The 17,667-nt window shown below is 66.6% G+C and carries 18 protein-coding genes; 13 read left to right on the top strand and 5 right to left on the bottom strand.

What is annotated here, in order from left to right; genetic code table 11:
* Positions 1–995: MBL fold metallo-hydrolase (locus tag EA346_RS08395; protein WP_296757489.1), on the bottom strand; the 995-nt coding region annotated here is incomplete at its 3' end.
* A 457-nt stretch (positions 996–1,452) separates the two neighbouring features.
* Here EA346_RS08395 and EA346_RS08390 point away from each other — a divergent pair.
* Together EA346_RS08390 and EA346_RS08385 are read left to right on the top strand one after the other, a co-directional pair.
* Entirely contained in the window at positions 1,453–2,157 is a 705-nt protein-coding gene (locus EA346_RS08390) for a hypothetical protein (protein ID WP_296757487.1), read from the top strand.
* Positions 2,157–2,648: a YcgN family cysteine cluster protein gene (locus EA346_RS08385; protein ID WP_296757485.1), complete on the top strand. Its 492-nt coding sequence runs from the start codon at positions 2,157–2,159 to the stop codon at positions 2,646–2,648. Before EA346_RS08390 ends, EA346_RS08385 begins: the two co-directional genes overlap by 1 nt.
* Here EA346_RS08385 and EA346_RS08380 read toward each other — a convergent pair.
* Positions 2,591–3,283: a glutathione S-transferase family protein gene (locus EA346_RS08380; protein ID WP_296757482.1), complete on the bottom strand. Its 693-nt coding sequence runs from the start codon at positions 3,281–3,283 to the stop codon at positions 2,591–2,593. The genes EA346_RS08385 and EA346_RS08380 overlap by 58 nt on opposite strands.
* An 86-nt stretch (positions 3,284–3,369) precedes the next feature.
* Here EA346_RS08380 and EA346_RS08375 point away from each other — a divergent pair, with 86 nt between their 5' ends.
* The 8 genes from EA346_RS08375 (at position 3,370) to panD (ending at position 9,050) form a co-directional block, all read left to right on the top strand.
* Positions 3,370–3,747: a S4 domain-containing protein gene (locus EA346_RS08375; protein WP_296757480.1), complete on the top strand. Its 378-nt coding sequence runs from the start codon at positions 3,370–3,372 to the stop codon at positions 3,745–3,747.
* 23 nt (positions 3,748–3,770) lie between these two features.
* A complete protein-coding gene (locus EA346_RS08370) occupies positions 3,771–4,193 on the top strand; it encodes an NUDIX hydrolase (RefSeq protein WP_296757490.1) in 423 nt (140 codons plus the stop codon).
* A 234-nt stretch (positions 4,194–4,427) separates the two neighbouring features.
* Entirely contained in the window at positions 4,428–5,756 is a 1,329-nt protein-coding gene (pcnB, locus tag EA346_RS08365) for a polynucleotide adenylyltransferase PcnB (protein ID WP_296757478.1), read from the top strand.
* The gene (gene folK, locus EA346_RS08360) at positions 5,753–6,262 is read left to right on the top strand and encodes a 2-amino-4-hydroxy-6-hydroxymethyldihydropteridine diphosphokinase (protein WP_296757475.1); all 510 of its coding nucleotides are present in this window, start codon (positions 5,753–5,755) and stop codon (positions 6,260–6,262) included. Before pcnB ends, folK begins: the two co-directional genes overlap by 4 nt.
* Positions 6,259–6,909: a deoxynucleoside kinase gene (locus tag EA346_RS08355; RefSeq protein WP_296757472.1), complete on the top strand. Its 651-nt coding sequence runs from the start codon at positions 6,259–6,261 to the stop codon at positions 6,907–6,909. The genes folK and EA346_RS08355 overlap by 4 nt, the downstream gene beginning before the upstream one ends.
* A gap of 18 nt (positions 6,910–6,927) precedes the next feature.
* The gene (gene panB, locus EA346_RS08350) at positions 6,928–7,719 is read left to right on the top strand and encodes a 3-methyl-2-oxobutanoate hydroxymethyltransferase (RefSeq protein WP_296757469.1); all 792 of its coding nucleotides are present in this window, start codon (positions 6,928–6,930) and stop codon (positions 7,717–7,719) included.
* Positions 7,720–7,724: 5 nt separating this feature from the next.
* Positions 7,725–8,609: a pantoate--beta-alanine ligase gene (panC, locus tag EA346_RS08345; protein WP_296757467.1), complete on the top strand. Its 885-nt coding sequence runs from the start codon at positions 7,725–7,727 to the stop codon at positions 8,607–8,609.
* A gap of 60 nt (positions 8,610–8,669) precedes the next feature.
* Positions 8,670–9,050 (top strand): aspartate 1-decarboxylase, encoded by a 381-nt coding sequence (gene panD / locus EA346_RS08340; RefSeq protein WP_296757465.1) that lies wholly within the window; start codon positions 8,670–8,672, stop codon positions 9,048–9,050.
* 135 nt (positions 9,051–9,185) lie between these two features.
* Here the strand turns inward: panD and ppc are convergent, their stop codons facing one another.
* A complete protein-coding gene (ppc, locus tag EA346_RS08335) occupies positions 9,186–12,026 on the bottom strand; it encodes a phosphoenolpyruvate carboxylase (protein WP_296757462.1) in 2,841 nt (946 codons plus the stop codon).
* A gap of 278 nt (positions 12,027–12,304) precedes the next feature.
* Entirely contained in the window at positions 12,305–13,747 is a 1,443-nt protein-coding gene (glgA, locus tag EA346_RS08330) for a glycogen synthase GlgA (protein WP_296757460.1), read from the bottom strand.
* An 89-nt stretch (positions 13,748–13,836) separates the two neighbouring features.
* On the opposite strand from glgA, the gene pgi reads away from it, so the two are divergent.
* Both pgi and EA346_RS08320 read left to right on the top strand, forming a co-directional pair.
* On the top strand, positions 13,837–15,504 hold the full coding sequence (gene pgi, locus EA346_RS08325; protein ID WP_296757458.1) for a glucose-6-phosphate isomerase: 1,668 nt from the start codon (positions 13,837–13,839) through the stop codon (positions 15,502–15,504).
* 3 nt (positions 15,505–15,507) lie between these two features.
* Positions 15,508–16,098 carry a DUF938 domain-containing protein gene (locus EA346_RS08320; protein WP_296757457.1) on the top strand — a complete coding sequence of 197 codons (591 nt, stop codon included), beginning with the start codon at positions 15,508–15,510 and terminating at the stop codon, positions 16,096–16,098.
* 6 nt (positions 16,099–16,104) lie between these two features.
* On the opposite strand, the gene EA346_RS08315 is transcribed toward EA346_RS08320, so the two are convergent.
* A complete protein-coding gene (locus tag EA346_RS08315) occupies positions 16,105–16,851 on the bottom strand; it encodes a hypothetical protein (RefSeq protein WP_296757448.1) in 747 nt (248 codons plus the stop codon).
* 224 nt (positions 16,852–17,075) lie between these two features.
* Here EA346_RS08315 and EA346_RS08310 point away from each other — a divergent pair.
* A partial coding sequence (locus EA346_RS08310; RefSeq protein WP_296757446.1) for a BCCT family transporter occupies positions 17,076–17,667 on the top strand: 592 nt, incomplete at its 3' end.

Below are 17,667 nucleotides of genomic sequence, written 5' to 3'. Positions count from 1 at the left end.
CTGACATAGCGCCCGATGTTCTCATCGAAACCACGGGTCTCAGCGGCCTTGTCGGCGACTCGTGGGTCGGCCATCACCCGCGCCCGGGCGCTGGCCATGCTCTCCATGTTCTCGACGGCCTCCAGGCAGTTCTCGTAGATTCCGGCGAACAATTCCCGGTTCCACTGCATCAGGTCGTCGGTCGCGCGGCCGTGGCCCGGGACCCAGATCTCGGAGCCGGCCTCGACCTTCAGGGCGTCGATGTAATCGAGAGAGCCCTGGAAGGAACCGTCGTCCATGTTGGCGATCCGGCGTTCCATCGCGACATCCCCGACGTAGGTCAGGCGGTCCCCGACCACCTCCATGGAGATGTCGCTCGGCGTGTGCGCGACGCCGTAGTGATGCATGCGCAGGGTCACGGCGCCGAACTGGAACTCGTCGCCGTGATTCATGGTGCGGTTCGGTGCAACCACGCGGGTGCCCATGGTGGCGCCCTCGGTCCAGCGCTCCATCAGGCTACGCCAGAGGTCGCCCTGCACGCCCTCGATCTCCGTCTTGGTGTGCGGGTGCGCGTAGATCGGCAGATCGTCCCCGTACTCGTTCACGAAGGCATGGTTGCCCAGCCAGTGATCGCCGTGATAATGCGACACGAAGATCGCGACCACCGGCTTGTCGGAGACGGTGCGGATCATGCGGATCGCCATTTCGCCGATCTGCAGCGAGCCGCCGCTGTCGAGGACCACCACGCCGTCGTCGGTGACCACGAAGGTGATGTTGCACATCATTCCCTGGTTCCTCGGGGTCGGGAAGACGTCCTCCGAGTAGATCATCCATACGTTCTCGGAAAGCTGCATCGGCTTGATGTCGGGAACCGGCGGTCCCTTCAGAAAGTCGTTCAGGTCTTCGGCGAATGCGGTGATGTGCGGTGCCGTGGCGATCACGCCTGCGGCGGCAAGCGATCCGGCTCCAATCTGGAGAAAGCGGCGGCGGGACATGGTGGGCAGATGCAGCGGCATGCTTGGGACTCCATGAACGGGTAGCGGCGGGTTGCCGGGTGGAAAACGTCGGGTACAGGACCCGTGTCGAATCCGGGGGATGGTCTCAGGACGCACGGCAGAGCGGAAGCCTTCCCCTTCGGGAGTCGAAGTTTGCCGCGTCCGTCGCGAGGCCGCGAATTCTTCACCGCTTCGGGTGGATTGCCAGCGCCCGGGTAATCGGGGTGCCGCACGCCCTGCATCACGGCCGGGCCCTTTGGATGGCCGGGCCGACAGGCCCCTGTTGGTATACTGGGGCCCGCCGCCAATGGTGTCGCCCCGCAGCTGTTCCGGTTTCCCGCCGGCAGCTCCGGACGCCACGTCACGCACCTGTCCGGGCCGCCCGGAGCAGGGTCATGCGGCGGATTGCCGGCGGGGGTGCTACCGTGTCGCCGGTTTGCTTTCAACGACTCCGAATTGGGCGATGGCCGGGGGTAGGATGCGTTTTCGTGGAATAGTCTGGATCGTTCTCGTCGTACTGATGCTCCTCGCGCTCATCGCCTTCTTTCTGACGCCGGACCGCAGCCAGGTGCAGCGTTTCGAGAACCTTCCCTGGCAGATCGAGATCATCGCCGAGGATCACACCCGTGTGCTCGGCATCGAACTCGGGCAGACCACCTTGATGGAGCTCGCCGGGCGCCTCCCGGTGCCGGACATCCGCCTGTTCGTCGAGCCGGACGGCACCCGTACCGTCGAGGCCTTCTACGCCAATGCCCGGATACCGCCGTTCGAGGCCAACCTGGTGCTGGTGCCCGACCTCGACGAGGACGGGATGGCTTTCATCTGGGAGGAACGGACCTCGGAACGGCCGATGCCCAGCGGCGCCCGCCGCTACGGGCTCAGCGACGACGCGCTACGGGCGCTGGGCCGCACGCCCGCGGTGGAGATGAGCTATATCCCGCGTGCCCGCTGGGATTCGACCCTGTTGCGCGAGCGCTTCGGGGATCCCGCCGGGCACCTGCGCATCGGCGACGACCAGGAATACTGGCTGTACCCGGACGTGGGCTTGGCCATCATGGTCCCCATCGGTCGTGGGCGGGTCCTGATGCACTACGTGACGATGGAACGCTGGGAAACGGTGCTGGAACGCCTGGAACAGGCCGGCGAGCGCCTGCTGGAAGCCGCTGGCGGGGGAGCCTCCTGATGTCGCCGCCGTTCTGGGAACGCCCCTTGGAGACGCTGGACGCACAGGAGTGGGAGGCGCTCTGCGACGGCTGCGGGCGTTGCTGCCTGCACAAGCTCGAGGACGAGGATACCGGGGAAATCGTCCATACCTGGCTGGCCTGCCGCCTGCTGGACTGCGACACGGGCCGCTGTTCCGACTACGCGAACCGGACCCGGCGCGTGCCCGACTGCCTGCAGGTAAACATCGGGACCGTGGCGGAATACGAGTGGCTGCCGCCGACCTGTGCCTATCGGCTGCGCTTCCTGGGTGAGGCATTGCCGGACTGGCACCCGCTGATCTCGGGGGATCCGGAAACGGTCCGGACGGCAAAGGTCTCGGTGGCAGGCCGGGTGGTCCGTGAGGACGAGGCACCCGACCTGCCATTGATCGACTTCGTCGTCGATTGGCCGGGTCAGTGGCCGCGCGCAGCCAGACCTGCGGCCAGACGAGGCCCCGCGAAGCCATCCTGAGCATTCAGGAAGCGAACGAGGCGTTCGCGAAAGTCCTCGACCGTCGAGTCCTTTACCTCCGGCAGATCCGACACGTGCCGCCACCAGCTTGCCAGGACGGGGTAGTCGTCGGGTTGCCAGGGGCTTTCCGGATCCCGCAGCAGGTCAAGGCGCATCAACACCGGCGTCAGTGCCGCGTCGAGCAGGGAGAAATCCGGCCCGGTGAAGCAGGGGGCGGCCTTGCATTGCGCCTCCAGCCGTTTCAGGCTCTTCGCAGCCTCGTCGCGGTTCGCCTTGAATGCCTCTTCGGTCGATGCCGTCATCCAGCGGTGCATTGCCATGACCAGATCGGATACGAAGGCGATCCAGGCGCGTTCCAGGGCGCGTTGCAGCGGATCCGCCGGTAGCATGGGAGGCGAGGTGATCTCGTCGACGTACTCGCTGATCACCGCAGACTCGAATACCGCGGTGTCCTGGTCCACCAGCAGCAGCGGCACCCTTCCTGTCGGGGACTTTTCCAGGAACCAGTCCGGCAGTTCCTGGGGGTTGAGAAGGGTCAGTTCAAACGGAACATTCTTGTGTTTCAGCAGGATGACGCTACGCTGCACAAAGGGACAGAGAGGAAAGCTGACCAGATGAAGATGGGGCAGGGCCATGGGATCTCCAGACGGCTTGTGGAATCGGTTCCCGGCGGACGCAGCGGGCGGGGCATGTGACCGCGGCTGACTCCAGTGATGCCGCGTTGCGCTTGGACAAATGGCTCTGGGCTGCGCGCTTCTTCAAGACCCGGGTGCTCGCCACCGAGGCGGTTGCAGGGGGCAAGGTGCACGTAAACGGCGATCGCTGCAAGCCCGCCCGCAAGGTGCACCCGGGCGACCGCCTGACCGTGCAGCGGGGTGAGGAGGTCTTCGACGTCGAGGTCCTGGGCATCAACGACAAGCGCCGGCCGGCTGTCGAGGCCCAACGGCTTTACGCGGAGACCGCGGAGAGTGTCGCCCGGCGCGAGGCCGAGACCGAGCGGCGCCGGCAGCAACGGGGCGAGGGCGGTCGCGCCCGGCGTCCGGACAAGCGAGAGCGCCGGCACATCCGGCGTTTCATTCGGAAGGAGGGGGAGACATGAACGCAGAACGTCCGAAGACGCCGCTGTTGGCCGTCGATCTGATCATCCGCCATGCGGCGAATCCCGGCCGCATCGTCGTGATCGAACGGATGAATCCACCGCCCGGCTGGGCTCTGCCCGGCGGTTTCGTGGACGAGGGAGAGACGGTGGAGCAGGCAGCCCTGCGCGAGGCGCTCGAGGAAACCAGCCTGGAGATCAGACTGGAGACCCTGCTCGGCGTCTACTCGGATCCCGAACGTGACGAGCGCGGCCACACCGTCAGCGTGGTCTATGTGGCACGGGGTGAGGGGGAGGCGCGGGCACAGGACGATGCGAAAGCGCTCACCTGGCTGGACCCGGAAGACCGGGCGCAGCCGCTGGCCTTCGATCACCGGCGCATTCTCGACGACTACCTGCGCTACCGCGCCACCGGAGAGACGGCTCCCATCCGCCATATCCTCCGCTGAGGGGGCCTCAGCCTGAGGCGCCCGCGGCGTTTCGGAACTCGCGGGAAAAGGCCTGCTATGCATTTCGCCTGGCAGGGCGGCTGCACCTGTGACGTCATTGCGCTGGATGAACTGCAACTGCCGCAGGTATCCGGCCACCGCAGCGCTCCGCTGCGTCGTGCGGGACAGTCGGTGCGGTGCATCAGGAGGGCAAACTGTTATCATACGGGCCTTTCACGCCGACGACGAACCTTGGTGAGCCAGCCAGTCCCAGCCCCCATAGAGCCGCGGGTGTACACCCGCGATCAGCACCCGATCTCGCGGGCCGCAATCAGCGAAAATGCGCTGAAGGTCCTGTACCGGTTGCGTGACGCCGGGTTTCGCAGCTGCCTGGTCGGCGGTGGCGTGCGGGATCTGCTGCTGGGGCGGGAACCCAAGGATTTCGACGTCGCCACCGATGCCCATCCGGATGACGTACGCCGGCTGTTTCGCAATTGCCGGCTGATCGGGCGGCGCTTCCGGCTTGCCCACGTCACGTTCGGGCGCGAAATCATCGAGGTGGCGACCTTCCGCGCTCCCTTCGGCGCCGAGGACGAGGAAGGCAACATCGAACTGAGCGAGGAGGGGCGCATCCTCCGCGACAACTGTTACGGCACCATCGAGCAGGACGCATGGCGGCGTGATTTCACCATCAATGCGCTCTATTACGATATCGCGAATTACGCGGTCCTCGACTTCACCAACGGTGTGCTGGATCTGCACGAGGGTGTCCTGCGCCTGATCGGGGATGAGCCCGAACAGCGCCTGCGCGAGGATCCGGTGCGCATGCTGCGCGCGGTGCGCTTCAGCGCCAAGCTCGGATTGCGCATCGCCCCCGAGCTGGATCACGCGATGCATCGTCACGCCGGCCTGATGACGTCGGTGGCGCCGGCCCGTCTGTTCGACGAGGTGATCAAGCTCTTCCACAGCGGCGCGGCGGTCACCTGCCTGGACGAACTCGAACGCTTCGGGCTGTTCGAGGCGCTGTTCCCGCAGGCGGCGGCCTGCTTTGCCGATCCGGAACTCGGCCTCGAGCGGCGCGCCTTTCTGGTCGAGGCGCTGAAGAACACCGATGCCAGGATTCGCGACGAACTGGGCGTCCACCCGGCTTTTCTCTACGCGGCGGTGCTGTGGGCCGCGGTACAGCGCGAGGCGCAGGCGCGGCTGGCTGCCGACGAGGATCCCGTTGCCGCCTGGCAGCAGGCGATGTCCGTGGTGCTGGAACGGCAGGTCCAGCGGGTCTCGATCCCGAAGCGTTATTCGCTGGTGGTGCGCGAGATCTGGGACCTGCAGCAGCGCCTGCCGCGCAACCAGGGCGGGCGTGCCCTGAAGCTGTTGACCCACCCGCGTTTCCGTGCAGGCTACGATTTCCTCTGTCTTCGAGCGCGTGTGGGTGATGCCGACCCTGACCTCTGCCAGTGGTGGACGGAATTCCAGCAGACGGACGAGGCCCGGCAGCAGGCGATGGCGCGTGCCCCCGGCGGCGCTCCAGCGGCTCGCACTCGGCCGCGAAGGCGGCGCCGAAAGGCCCAGTCGGCCTCATGAGGCCGCCCGTCCATGTTTATATCGGGATCGGCGCCAATCTCGGCGATCCCGTCGCGCAGGTATTGCATGCCTGCGCGCGACTCGCGCGTGATGTGCCACGCAGTCGCCTGATCGCGCGCTCGAGCCTCTACCGCAATCCGCCGATGGGCCCGCAGGATCAGCCCGATTACGTGAACGCCGTGGCCCGGCTCGACACGCAGCTGGCGCCCCGCGCGCTGCTGGACGAACTCCAGGGCATCGAGGCAGCCTGCGGACGCCGGCGCGACGGCTCCCGATGGGGACCGCGCCTGCTGGATCTCGATATCCTGCTGTTCGGAGACCTGGTGATCGATCAGCCGGGCCTTCGGGTACCGCATCCCGGCATTGCGGAGCGGGATTTCGTCCTTTTCCCACTACAGGAACTGGATCCTGACCTCGTCATCCCGGGTCTTGGCAGCGTCGCGGCGCTGTCCCGGCGCATGGCCAGCAAGGGTCTTGTTGCCATCGCCGAGGAGGCGCGCGCGTGAGCCTGGCCGATTTCCGTTTCATTGCCGTCGAGGGTCCGATCGGTGTCGGCAAGTCCAGCCTTGCGCAGATGCTGGCGCGGCATCTCGACGCCGAGGGGCTGTTCGAGACACCCGACGAGAATCCGTTCCTGGAGCGTTTCTACCAGGACCGCTCCAAGCACGCGCTGGCCACGCAGCTGCACTTCCTGGTGCAGCGGATTCGCCAGCTGACCCCGCTGGCGCAGCTGCAGCTGTTCGAGCGGCTGCATGTTGCGGATTACCTGGTGGACAAGGACCCCCTGTTCGCCGAGCTGAACCTGGCGCCGGACGAAATGGAGATCTATCGGGAGCTGTTCCGGCAGCTGCGGCCGAAGCTGCCGCGCCCGGACCTGGTCGTCTATCTGCAGGCGCCCGTCGAGGTGTTGCTGGAACGCATCCGCGGGCGGGGGCGCAGCTACGAACGCCGTATCGACGCCGCCTACCTGGAGCGTCTGAACGCGGCCTACACGGAATTCTTCCATCACTTCGATGCGGCCTCCCTGGTGATTGTGAACGCCACCGAGATCGACTGGGTCAAAAATGAGGCGGATTTCCTGCAACTGGTCCAGTTCCTGGACCAGGTTCACGGCGGCAGGCACTATTTCAATCCGCTTCCAGTGCACCTCTGACCGGTTACGGAGGCCCCGATGCGCAACACCATTCGTACGCTCGAGAAACACAAGCAGGAGGGCCGGCCGATCACCTGCCTGACCGCGTATGACGCGAGTTTCGCCCGGCTGCTGGATGCCTCGGACATCGACGTGATCCTGGTTGGCGACTCACTCGGCATGGTGGTGCAGGGTCATGAAACCACACTGCCAGTGACCATCGAGCACATGGTCTACCACCTTGAGGCCGTATTCCGCGGTACGCGGCGCGTGATGCTGATGGCAGACCTGCCCTTCCTCGGTGACCGCGACGTACTCACCGCCCTCGAGCAGGGCGGGGCCCTGATGCGAGCCGGTGCCCAGATGGTCAAGGTCGAGTGCAATGGCGGTCACACCGAGCTGGTCAGGCGCCTTGCCGGTTCCGGCATCCCCGTCTGCGCCCACCTTGGCCTGACACCGCAGGCGGTGCACCGCCTGGGCGGGTTCCGGGTGCAGGGCCGGGAGGCAGCGGCGGCCGAGCGCATGCAGGCCGAGGCGCGCGCGCTGGAGGCCGCGGGCGCCCAGTGCCTGCTGCTCGAGAGCGTGCCCGAGGTGCTCGCCACGCGCATCAGCCACTCGGCAGGGGTGCCGGTGATCGGCATCGGCGCCAGTCCGGATTGCGACGGTCAGATCCTGGTGCTGCAGGACGTGATCGGTCTGACGCCCAAACCGCCGCGCTTCGCGCGGGACTTCATGGCCGATGCGGACAGCCTTGCGGGAGCGGTTGCGGCCTTCGCCGAGGCAGTGCGCAGTCGCGCTTTCCCCGAGTCCGGTGTCCACACCTTTGGTTGAAACCGATGCGTATCGTCCGTGACCGCCGGCAGGTCATGGCGCTCTGCCGCGAGTGGCGGCGCCGGGACTCCCTGAAACTGGCATTCGTCCCCACCATGGGCAACCTGCACGATGGGCATCTCGCGCTGGTGCGGCATGCCCGTGAGCGCGGTGACCGCGTGTTGGTCAGCATCTTCGTCAACCCGCTGCAGTTCGACCGGCCCGATGACCTGGCCCGGTATCCGCGGACGCTGGAGGCCGACACCAAGAAGCTCGCCGAGGCCGGCGTCGATGCGCTGTTCTGCCCCGAGGTGGGCGAGATGTACCCCGACGGGGCCGCGATCCTGGCGCGGGTCGTCGTTTCGGGCCTGTCCGAGGGGCTCGAGGGCGGGTCCCGGCCCGGACATTTCGACGGTGTCGCGACGGTGGTGGCAAAGCTGTTCCATCTGGTGCAGCCCGATGTCGCGATCTTCGGCGAGAAGGACTATCAGCAGCTGCTGGTGATCCGGGCCATGGTCGAGTCCCTGGATTTCCCGGTGCTGGTCGATGCGCTGCCCACGGTGCGCGAGAGCGACGGCCTCGCGCTGAGTTCACGTAACGGGCGCCTTTCCGATGCCGCGCGTCAACGGGCGCCGGAGCTTTACCGTTGCCTGCGCGACACGGCGGAGGCCTGCCTGCTGGAGCCGGATCAGTGGCCGAAGATCTTTCCGGAGCTCGTCGCAAGTGCACGGGAACGGCTGAGCGCGGCGGGCTTTCGATGCGATTACCTGAGCATCCGGCGTGCCGACGACCTGGGCCAACCGCGGGCCGGAGACCGTGACCTGATCCTGCTCGCCGCCGCTTGGCTGGACGACGTTCGCTTGATTGATAACCTGCGTCTGCAATACGGTAGGTTTGCCGGTGCTCGGTGATTCCCTCATAATGCACCGCACAATAACCGTTGGTTGCCAGCGTCACCGGGGATACTGCCGATGATGGTCACATTACTGAAGGGCAAGCTGCACAAAGCCCAGGTCACGCACTGCGAGCTCGAGTACGAGGGCTCCTGCGCGATCGATACCCGCTTGCTCGACGCCGCGGGCATCCTGCCGTTCGAGCAGATTCAGATCTACAACGTGGACAATGGCGAGCGCTTCACCACCTACGCCATCGAGGCGGAAGCCGGATCGGGTGTGATCTCCGTGAACGGCGCGGCCGCGCACAAGGCGGCGGTGGGGCACCGGGTGATCATCTGCGCCTATGGACAGCTCGATGCCGCCGAGGCCCGCGAGTTCACCCCGAACCTGGTCTATCTGGGATCGGGCAATCGGATCACGCACACGGGTCATCAGATCCCCGTCCAGGCTGCCTGACGTCGAGGTCCGTGGCCGGGACGTCGGGTTACGCCCTTCGGGCTAACCCGACCTACGCTGCGGGGGCGTCGTTGCGGTCCCGTAGGTCGGGTTAGCGTAGCGTAACCCGACGTTCGCGCAACCCGACACCCCGACTCACCCCGTATTGCGCATGCCAGCGGCGATCGCGTTGATCGAACGCAGCAGCGGCGACATCCAGGGGTTCTCCTCTTCGTCATCCTGTTGCCTCGCCTGTAGCGCGCGCGATTCCCGCAGCAGGTGGATCTGGATGCTGTTGAGCGGATCCAGATAGGGGTCGCGGCGTTGCAGCGACAGCGCCAGCAGCGGGGTTTCGTCCATCAGGGCCTCGATTTGAGTGACCAGCAGGACCTCCCTCACCGTGCGGGCATATTCCTCCTGTACCCGGGAATAGACCATGTCCGCCAACGCCCGGTCGCTGCACAATTGCGCGTATTCCGCGGCGATTCGCATATTGGCCTTGGTCAGGGCCATCTGGCTGTTGGAGAGCAGGGAGCGGAAGAACGGCCATTCCCGGTACATGCCCTGCAACAGTTCCAGCCTGGCGGGGTCATCCCCGCGCCAGGCCTCCAGCGCACTGCCGATGCCATACCAGGCGGGCAGGGTGTGGCGGGACTGCCCCCAGCCGAAAACCCAGGGTATTGCGCGGATCGAGGCCTTGGATCGGTCGCTCCGGCGCCGGTGCGAGGGGCGTGAACCGATGTTCAGGAAGCCGATCTCCTGCACCGGGGTGCTTTCATAGAAATAGTCGAGCACGCCGGGAGTGCGGTCGACCAGGTCGCGGTAGCTGTCCTCGCCGAGGGCCGCAAGTTCGTTCATGGTCGCCCGGTATTCGTCGCGGTCGCTGGTCGGTTTGCGGATCAGGCTGCGGCTGGCCAGGATCAGCCCGGTGGCTCCCATCCCCAGTTCGTACACGGCCGTCTCTACGTTGCTGTACTTGTACGACAGCACCTCGCCCTGTTCGGTGAACTTGATCCGACCCTGCACGGTGGCTGGCGGCTGGGCGAGGATGGACTCGTGGGTGGGGCCGCCGCCCCGGCCAACCGTCCCGCCGCGCCCGTGAAACAGCTGGCAGCGCACCCCGAACCCGTCGGTGATCGCGACGATTTTCTTCTGCGCCTCGTACAGGTTCCAGCTCGACGCCAGGATGCCGCCGTCCTTGCAGGAATCCGAGTAGCCGAGCATGACCTCCTGGATGTTGCCGTTCGCGGCCAGCATGCGGGCATAGCTGGCGTGGCCGAGCAGCCCGTTGAGAACCTCTTCCACGTGCAGCAGATCCTCGATCGTCTCGAACAGCGGGGCAATGCGCAGGTGACAGAAGGGCCTTCCATCGGCCTCGCCAACGAGACCGGCCCAGCGTCCCAGCAGCAGGACCTCGAGCACGTGGGAGGCCGCGTGGGTCATCGAGATCACGTAGGTGCCGATCCCCTGCGGCCCCACCTCGCTGCGCATCTCCCGAATCACGTCGAAGACCTGCATGGTCTCCCGGATGGGCGCATCCAGCGCCTCATGATCGATCGCGGGCAGTTCGGTCCGGTCGATCAGGGCGCCGAGCAACTCCAGCCGCGCGGCCTCGTCCAGCGCCTCGTAATCCGTCGCCAGCCCGGTCTGTGCCAGGATCGACGCAATCGTTGCGCTGTGCACCGTCGACTCCTGACGCACGTCCAGGTGGTGCAAATGAAAGCCGCAGGTCTCGACCAGGCGGATGAAATCGGTGAGCTCACCGCCGGCAACGTTGCGTTCGCCGTGGCTGATCAGCGAGTCGTGGATCACCCGCAGATCGGCGAGCAGGGCCTCGGCACTGCTGTAGGCGGAGCTGACCGGGAGGACCGCGGCCTCGCCGGCGAGGCGCCGGCCCACGGTCGCGAGGGTCTCCCGCAGGCGGTAGATCATGATCTGGATCTTGCGCCGGTAGGGCTCGGTCTCGTAGCGGTCCCTGGAACCCTGGAACACCGCGGGCGAGATGCTGTTGTCCGCCTCCAGGCTCGCGAGAAAGGCCTCCGAGGGCTGACACATCAGTGAAGAGTGGGTCAGCACATTGCGCAGGTTGGAAACCCGTTTCAGGTACTCGCGCAGGACCTGCTGCATGGCCAGCCGGCAGGCCACCGCGGTGACCGCCGGGGTCACGTTCGGGTTGCCGTCCCGGTCTCCGCCGATCCAGGACCCGAAACGCAGGAAGGCCGGAATGTGGATCGGCAGGGCGCCGTCCGGTTTCATGCCGTAGGTGCGCCGAACCGCCTTTTCCAGGAACCGGTAGGCGAGGGGGATCGCCTCGAACAGGCTTTCCTCGAAGTAGAACAGCCCGTACTTGATCTCGTCACGCACCTGCGGCTGCTTGACCCGGACCTCGTTGGTGCGCCAGAGAATCTGGATCTGAGTCTCGAGTTCCTCGATCAGCAGTTTCCGCTCCGCGGCGCCGATGCGCGGGTTGTTGAGCCGGTCGGCGGTCTGGAAGACGCGCCGCTGGTTCTGCATCGTCGTACGCCGCCGAGCCTCCGTGGGGTGGGCGGTGAAGACAGGAGTGTAGCTCAGCTCCGACAGGAGCTTCTCCAGTTCCGCAGCGGTGACGCCCTCCGCACGCAGCTCGCGCAGCGTGCGGTCGAAGGAGCCGATCCACAGTGGATCTCCGCTGCTGACCTCGGCGCGGCGCCAGCGGTAGAAGAGGTCTTCCTCGGCGATGTTGACGAGGCTGAAGTAGATGCTGAAGGCGCGGATGATGCGTTCGGTCGTCTCCGGTTCCTGATGGACGATGCAGCGCATCATGCGCTGGCGCAGACGCGGATCCTCACGCTTGCGCAGGCTCACGAAGCCCTTGCGCAGGGTTTCCACCGCGTGGAAGACATCGTCCCCCTCGAGCCTTCGGATCACCCTGCCCAGCAGATCGCCGAAGAGACGGACGCGAGCGCGCAGCTCCTTGTCCTTGGGAAGAAAGCGTTCGCTGTTTCCGGTCAGGGTCATGGGTCCCTTGGCTCTGGATCTGCACCACCGGGGCCGGCATCAAGGCCGGCCCCGGTATTCGTGGCTGGCGGGCATTATACCCCAGCGCCGGACCTGGCCCTCACGGCCTCGGAGCGCGGTACCCCTGACGATGAAAAGCCGCAAACTGTAGGTCGGGTTAGCCCAAAGGGCGTAACCCGACGGGCCTCGCACCCACCCATGGCTGCAAAACAGCGTCGTCCCCGGCAACCCGGCACGTCGGGTTACGCTACGCTAACCCGACCTACAGAACTTTCACGTTAAGCCCGCAGGCTGCGGTAGAGGTCGAGATAGGCCGCGGAACTCGTGTTCCAGCCGAAGTCGCGACCCATGCCATTGCGCATCATCGATCGCCAGCGTTCCTGTCCGGGTTCATCGAACAGCGCCAGGGCGCGCTCGATCGCGCGGGTCAGGGCGGCGGTGTCGGCGGGCAGGAAGCAGAAGCCCGTGGCCGTGCGATCACCCAGGGTCGCGGGGTTGGCGTCGATGACCGTGTCCGCGAGCCCACCGGTCGCGTGCACGATCGGGGGCGTTCCATAGCGCAGGCTGTACATCTGGTTCATTCCGCAGGGCTCGAAGCGCGACGGCATCAGGAAGGCATCGGCACCGGCCTCTACCCGATGCGCCAGGCCCTCGTTGTAGGCGATGACCGTGCTGCAGGCTTCGGGATGGTCGTATGCGAGGCTGCGCGCCCAATCCTCGAACCCTCGGTCGCCGTTTCCGACCAGCACCAGCTGCATCCGGCCGGCCGCGAGCAGGGGTGCGCAGGCCTCCAGCAGCAGGTCGATGCCCTTTTGCGAGACCATGCGTCCCACATGGCCGAGCAGCATGATGTCCTCGCGCTCCGGCAACCGCAGCTCCCGCTGCAGCGAAGCCTTGTTCTGCGCCTTTCCCGAGAGATCGTCAGCGCTGTAGTGCGTATCCAGATAGCCATCCTTTTCCGGGTTCCATTCGCGGTAGTCGACCCCGTTCAGAATGCCATGCAGGCTGGAGGCCCGGGCCCGCAGCACACCGTCCAGCCCCATGCCCTGCTCCGGGGTCTGGATCTCGCGGGCATAGGTGGGCGAAACGGTGGTGATCAGGTCCGAGAAGACCAGGCCGCCCTTCATGAAGGAAAGCTGGTTGTGAAATTCCAGGGCCTCCATGTGCCAGAGGTCCTCGGGGAGGCCGAGGGCATGCCGGGTCTCAGCGGGGAACAGGCCCTGGTAGGCGAGATTGTGGATCGTGAACACGATCGGCGGCCGTCGCGGATGATCGCGCAGGTACACGGGAACCAGGCCGGTCTGCCAATCGTTCAAATGCAGGACCTCCGGCATCCAGTCGAGTTGTGCCTCGTCGACGCTCATCGAGGCCACCGCGCTGGCGAAGGCGGCGAAGCGCTGCGGATTGTCGGGCCAGTCGCTGCCGTCGGTCGCGCGGTAGGGATCTCCGTCGCGCTCGAAATACCTGGGCCAGTCGACCAGGTAGACCATGACCGAGGTGCCGGGCAGGTAGCCCTGGATCAGGCTCCAGGGTGCATCCGCCGGTCCGGGCAGCCGTGTCGGATCGGCCAGCCGACTGGCCGCGCGCGGGTAGGCCGGAAGAACCAGGCGCACATCCTGGCGGCGTCGCTTCAATGCGGCGGGTAGACTGGAGCTCACGTCGCCCAGGCCGCCGGTCTTCACCAGCGGGAAGGCTTCACTGCTCGCGAACAGGATGCGCATGACGACTCCGGTGACGCGTTGTGTGGCCGAGCGTGCCATTGTAGTTTAGGGCGTGCCCACTTTTCCTGCCGAGCCACCGAGGTGTCGCCGTGCCGCAGACCGAATCGCTTCCCCTTCCCTGGTCGCTGCTGAAAGAGGCCCGGGACCGCCTGCGGACGGTCACCCTGCGCGAGCTGCTCGCCGAAGATGCCGGGCGTGTCGATCGCGACGTGCTGCATGCAGCCGGCCTGCGGCTGGATTGGACCCGCCAGCGCCTGGATGCCGCGGCATGGGACGACCTGTACGCGCTGGCCGGAAGCGCTGACGTGACCGGCGCGCTGCGGCGCCAGCACGAAGGCGGCCACGTCAACAGCACCGAGGATCGGGCAGCGCTGCATACGGCGCTGCGCCTGCCGCGCGATGCCAGTTGCATGGTCGACGGCCGTGACGTGGTCGGCGACGTGCACGCAGTGCTCGATTCGATGGGGGCCCTGGTGCGCAGGGTGCAGGATGGCACCCACGTCGGCTACTCCGGAAGGCCGATACGCAGCGTGGTGAACATTGGCATCGGTGGCTCCGACCTCGGTCCGCGCATGGTCTGCCGGGCCCTGGCCCCGTTTGCGGCGGATACGGCCGAGGGGCGGCCTCTGCGGATGCATTTCGTCTCCAACATCGACGGAGCGGCGCTGGACGCGGTGCTGCGCGAAACGGATCCCGAAACGACGCTGTTCATCATCGCGTCCAAGACCTTTGGAACCCAGGAGACCCTGATCAACGCACGCTCCGCGCGCTCCTGGCTGCTCCGGCACACGGATCACCCAGAGGCGGTGGCGCGTCACTTCGTCGCGGTGTCGACCCACGCGGGCCGGGTCGAGGAATTCGGCATCGACACCCGCAACATGTTCGGGTTCTGGGACTGGGTGGGCGGACGCTATTCGGTGTGGTCGGCGATCGGTTTGCCCATCGCGCTCTACCTCGGCATGGACGGTTTCCGGGCGTTCCTCGCCGGTGCGCACGAGATGGACCGTCACGTACTCGATGCCCCGGCGGCGGATAATGCTGCCCTGCGCCTGGCGCTCGTGGACATATGGAACCACAACCTTCTCGGTGCCTGCGCAAGGGTCGTGCTGCCCTATGACGAGCGCCTGAAGCTGCTGCCTTCCTACCTGCAGCAGGCGGAGATGGAGAGCCTCGGCAAGGGGGTGCGCCATGACGGTACGCCGGCGGAGCATGAAACCGGGGCTCTGGTCTGGGGTGCGGTGGGTACCGATGGGCAGCACGCCTTCTACCAGCTCCTGCATCAGGGTACACGCTGGGCGCCCACGGAATTCATCGGGGTCGCGCGCCCCGAGCACGGCCTGCCGGAGCACCACCCGATCCTGCTGGCGAACCTGGTCGCGCAGGCCGAGGCATTGGCCCTGGGCAAGACGGAGGCCGAGGCCGCGGCGGAGATGCTCGCCGGCGGTATGCCCGAGGAGGACGTCGCGCGTCTCGCCCCGCATCGCAGCTTTCCCGGCAACCGACCCAGCACCCTGATCCTGCTCGAGCGCCTCGATCCGCGCACCCTCGGGGCGCTGGTCGCGCTGTACGAGCACAAGATCTACCTGCTGGCGACGATCTGGGGCATCAACGCCTTCGATCAGTGGGGGGTCGAACTGGGCAAGCAGCTTGCCGGGCAGGTGCAGGAGGACTTCATGGCGGCAGCGCAGGGACATCCGCACGATCCCGCGACTTCCGCGACGATCGACTGGCTGCGCGCGCGGCTGCCCGGGAGCTGAGGCGTGCAGAAACCGTTTGCACCGTCGGCGGAACAGAACAAGGACCCGATCCTGCAGGTCCTGCTGCAATGGTTCGACCGCCCCGGCACTGTGCTGGAGGTGGGCAGCGGCACGGGTCAGCATGCGGTGCATTTCGCACGGAACCTGACGCATCTGACCTGGCAGCCGAGCGACGTTCAGGCCCATGTCGGCGGGATCGAGGCCTGGCGTGCGGAGGCCGGGCTGGTGAACCTCCGGCCAACCCACGTCCTGGATGCCTCGGGCCCCTGGCCCGAGGAGGTCTTCGATTACGTCTTCACCGCCAATACCGCGCATATCATGCACTGGCCGGCGGTGCTGGCGATGCTGTGCGGGGTGGGCCGGGTGCTGCGCGCTGGGGGCGTGTTCGCCATGTACGGACCTTTCGCGCGCAGCGGACGACACACCGCAGTGTCCAACGCCGAGTTCGACCGGGCCCTGCGCCGCTCGGACCCCGGCATGGGCGTGCGCGACATGGATGACCTGAGCCGCGAGGGCATGAAGCACGGCCTGCAGATCGAGGACGTCATCCCGATGCCGGCGGACAACTTCACGCTGATCTGGCGCAGGGCCTGAGACCCGTCAGCGCTGCCATTCAAAGCTGGACCCGGGAAACTCCGGCGAACCCCCGAAACGCTCGGAGCCACTGCCGGGGCGGCCGCGGTCCCAGGTTTCGGGGCGGAACTCGGGTTGGGTCTGGTAGCTGCTGCCCAAGGACGGAGCACTGGGCCATTGGTGCTCGAAGCTGCCCGCGGCGGGGGCCGAAGGGGCCCTGCGGCGCGGCTCGGTGGCGGGAAAATGATCGCGGTCCGGACGCGCACCGGGCACCGTCCCGGGCATCTCTCCGTATTGCGGCAGGCTCCTCGGATCTGCGGCGGGTGGTTGTGCCCAGGTCGGCCTCCCGCCGGGTGGCTCTCTGCCATCCCGGGTGGCTCCGGGTGCCGGACGGGGCAGGGTTCCCTGGCCCTCCCGACTGCCGGGGAACTCGCCGCGGAGGGTCCTGGGGGCGAACTCGGGCGGTTCCGGTGCCCGGCCGGCCGGCGGCGTGGCACGGCTGCCGGCGGGCGGGCTTCGGGTGGCATCGCCGGTTTCACGCTGCCGCTGCTGGCCGAACGGCTCCTCGAATTCCGCGAGGTAGCCGGGTGGGGGGAATTCGGGCCTTCCGCTGAACGTCTCACGCGGCCCCGTGCGCTGCTGCACTCGAAGCAGCACGCCACTCTCCAAGGCGCCGGCCTCTACGCTCTCCTCCCACGCCGCCGTGCCCGGCTGGCTGACGCCGAGTGCGAGTGCGGCCAGCGTGAGGGTCCCGATGAAACTGTTCTTTCTCATAATCACTACGTTATTTCCGTATATGTTGCGCCCAGCCTAAGAGAATAGGACAGAAAGCGGCCAATTCCAGTCCTCGCCACCCGCGCGGCCCCGGTGAGCCCGCGCAACCGCCGCAATGGCCCCGGCAGCCAGGGCGGTGTGCGGGGAATGCCATGCTTTGACGCTGACTGCAGCTTCATGTTGAATGGGGCGACTTCCCGACGGCGCCGAAAAGGTGGACACCAGTGGCTGCAACGGAACAGGCAGGCAACGACCCCCCCCGCATACAGATCAGTCCGCCGGTCTTCATCATCTCGGCCGCACTGACGCTGGCCCTGGTTCTGTTCGCCGCCATCTTCACCGGACCTGCGGGAACGCTGTTCAGCGCCGTGCAGGGGTGGATCGTGGAATCGGTGGGCTGGTTCTACGTGCTGGCGGTGGCCGGCTTCATCGTGTTCGTGATCTCGCTTGCGCTGTCGGGTTTCGGCCGCATCCGGCTGGGACCGGATCACAGCGAGCCGGATTACACCTACACGTCCTGGTTCGCGATGCTGTTTTCGGCCGGCATGGGGATCGGCCTGATGTTCTTTGGTGTCGCGGAACCGGTGATGCATTACGTGTCGCCGCCGGTCGGTGAGCCGGAGACGGTGGAAGCGGCGCGCCAGTCGATGCGCATCACCTTCTTCCATTGGGGCGTGCACGCCTGGGCGATCTACGCGGTCGTGGCCCTGTCGCTGGCCTACTTCGCCTTTCGGCAGGGTCTGCCCCTGACCATCCGTTCCTCGCTGCACCCGCTGATCGGTGATCGCATCTACGGCCCCATCGGCCATACGGTGG

Origin of the sequence: Thioalkalivibrio sp., assembly GCF_007692535.1 — a bacterium.
In the GTDB taxonomy this organism is placed as follows: Bacteria; Pseudomonadota; Gammaproteobacteria; order Ectothiorhodospirales; family Ectothiorhodospiraceae; genus Thioalkalivibrio.
This window is presented reverse-complemented; position numbering and strand designations above follow the sequence as displayed.

What these genes read in the sequence shown, in the direction of transcription:
- EA346_RS08390 (WP_296757487.1), top strand. Translation starts at nt 1,453, where the DNA reads ATGCGTTTTCGTGGAATAGTCTGGATCGTTCTCGTCGTACTGATGCTC.
- EA346_RS08385 (WP_296757485.1), top strand. Translation starts at nt 2,157, where the DNA reads ATGTCGCCGCCGTTCTGGGAACGCCCCTTGGAGACGCTGGACGCACAG.
- EA346_RS08380 (WP_296757482.1), bottom strand. Translation starts at nt 3,283, where the DNA reads ATGGCCCTGCCCCATCTTCATCTGGTCAGCTTTCCTCTCTGTCCCTTT.
- folK (WP_296757475.1), top strand. Translation starts at nt 5,753, where the DNA reads ATGAGGCCGCCCGTCCATGTTTATATCGGGATCGGCGCCAATCTCGGC.
- panB (WP_296757469.1), top strand. Translation starts at nt 6,928, where the DNA reads ATGCGCAACACCATTCGTACGCTCGAGAAACACAAGCAGGAGGGCCGG.
- panC (WP_296757467.1), top strand. Translation starts at nt 7,725, where the DNA reads ATGCGTATCGTCCGTGACCGCCGGCAGGTCATGGCGCTCTGCCGCGAG.
- panD (WP_296757465.1), top strand. Translation starts at nt 8,670, where the DNA reads ATGATGGTCACATTACTGAAGGGCAAGCTGCACAAAGCCCAGGTCACG.
- ppc (WP_296757462.1), bottom strand. Translation starts at nt 12,026, where the DNA reads ATGACCCTGACCGGAAACAGCGAACGCTTTCTTCCCAAGGACAAGGAG.
- glgA (WP_296757460.1), bottom strand. Translation starts at nt 13,747, where the DNA reads ATGCGCATCCTGTTCGCGAGCAGTGAAGCCTTCCCGCTGGTGAAGACC.
- EA346_RS08315 (WP_296757448.1), bottom strand. Translation starts at nt 16,851, where the DNA reads ATGAGAAAGAACAGTTTCATCGGGACCCTCACGCTGGCCGCACTCGCA.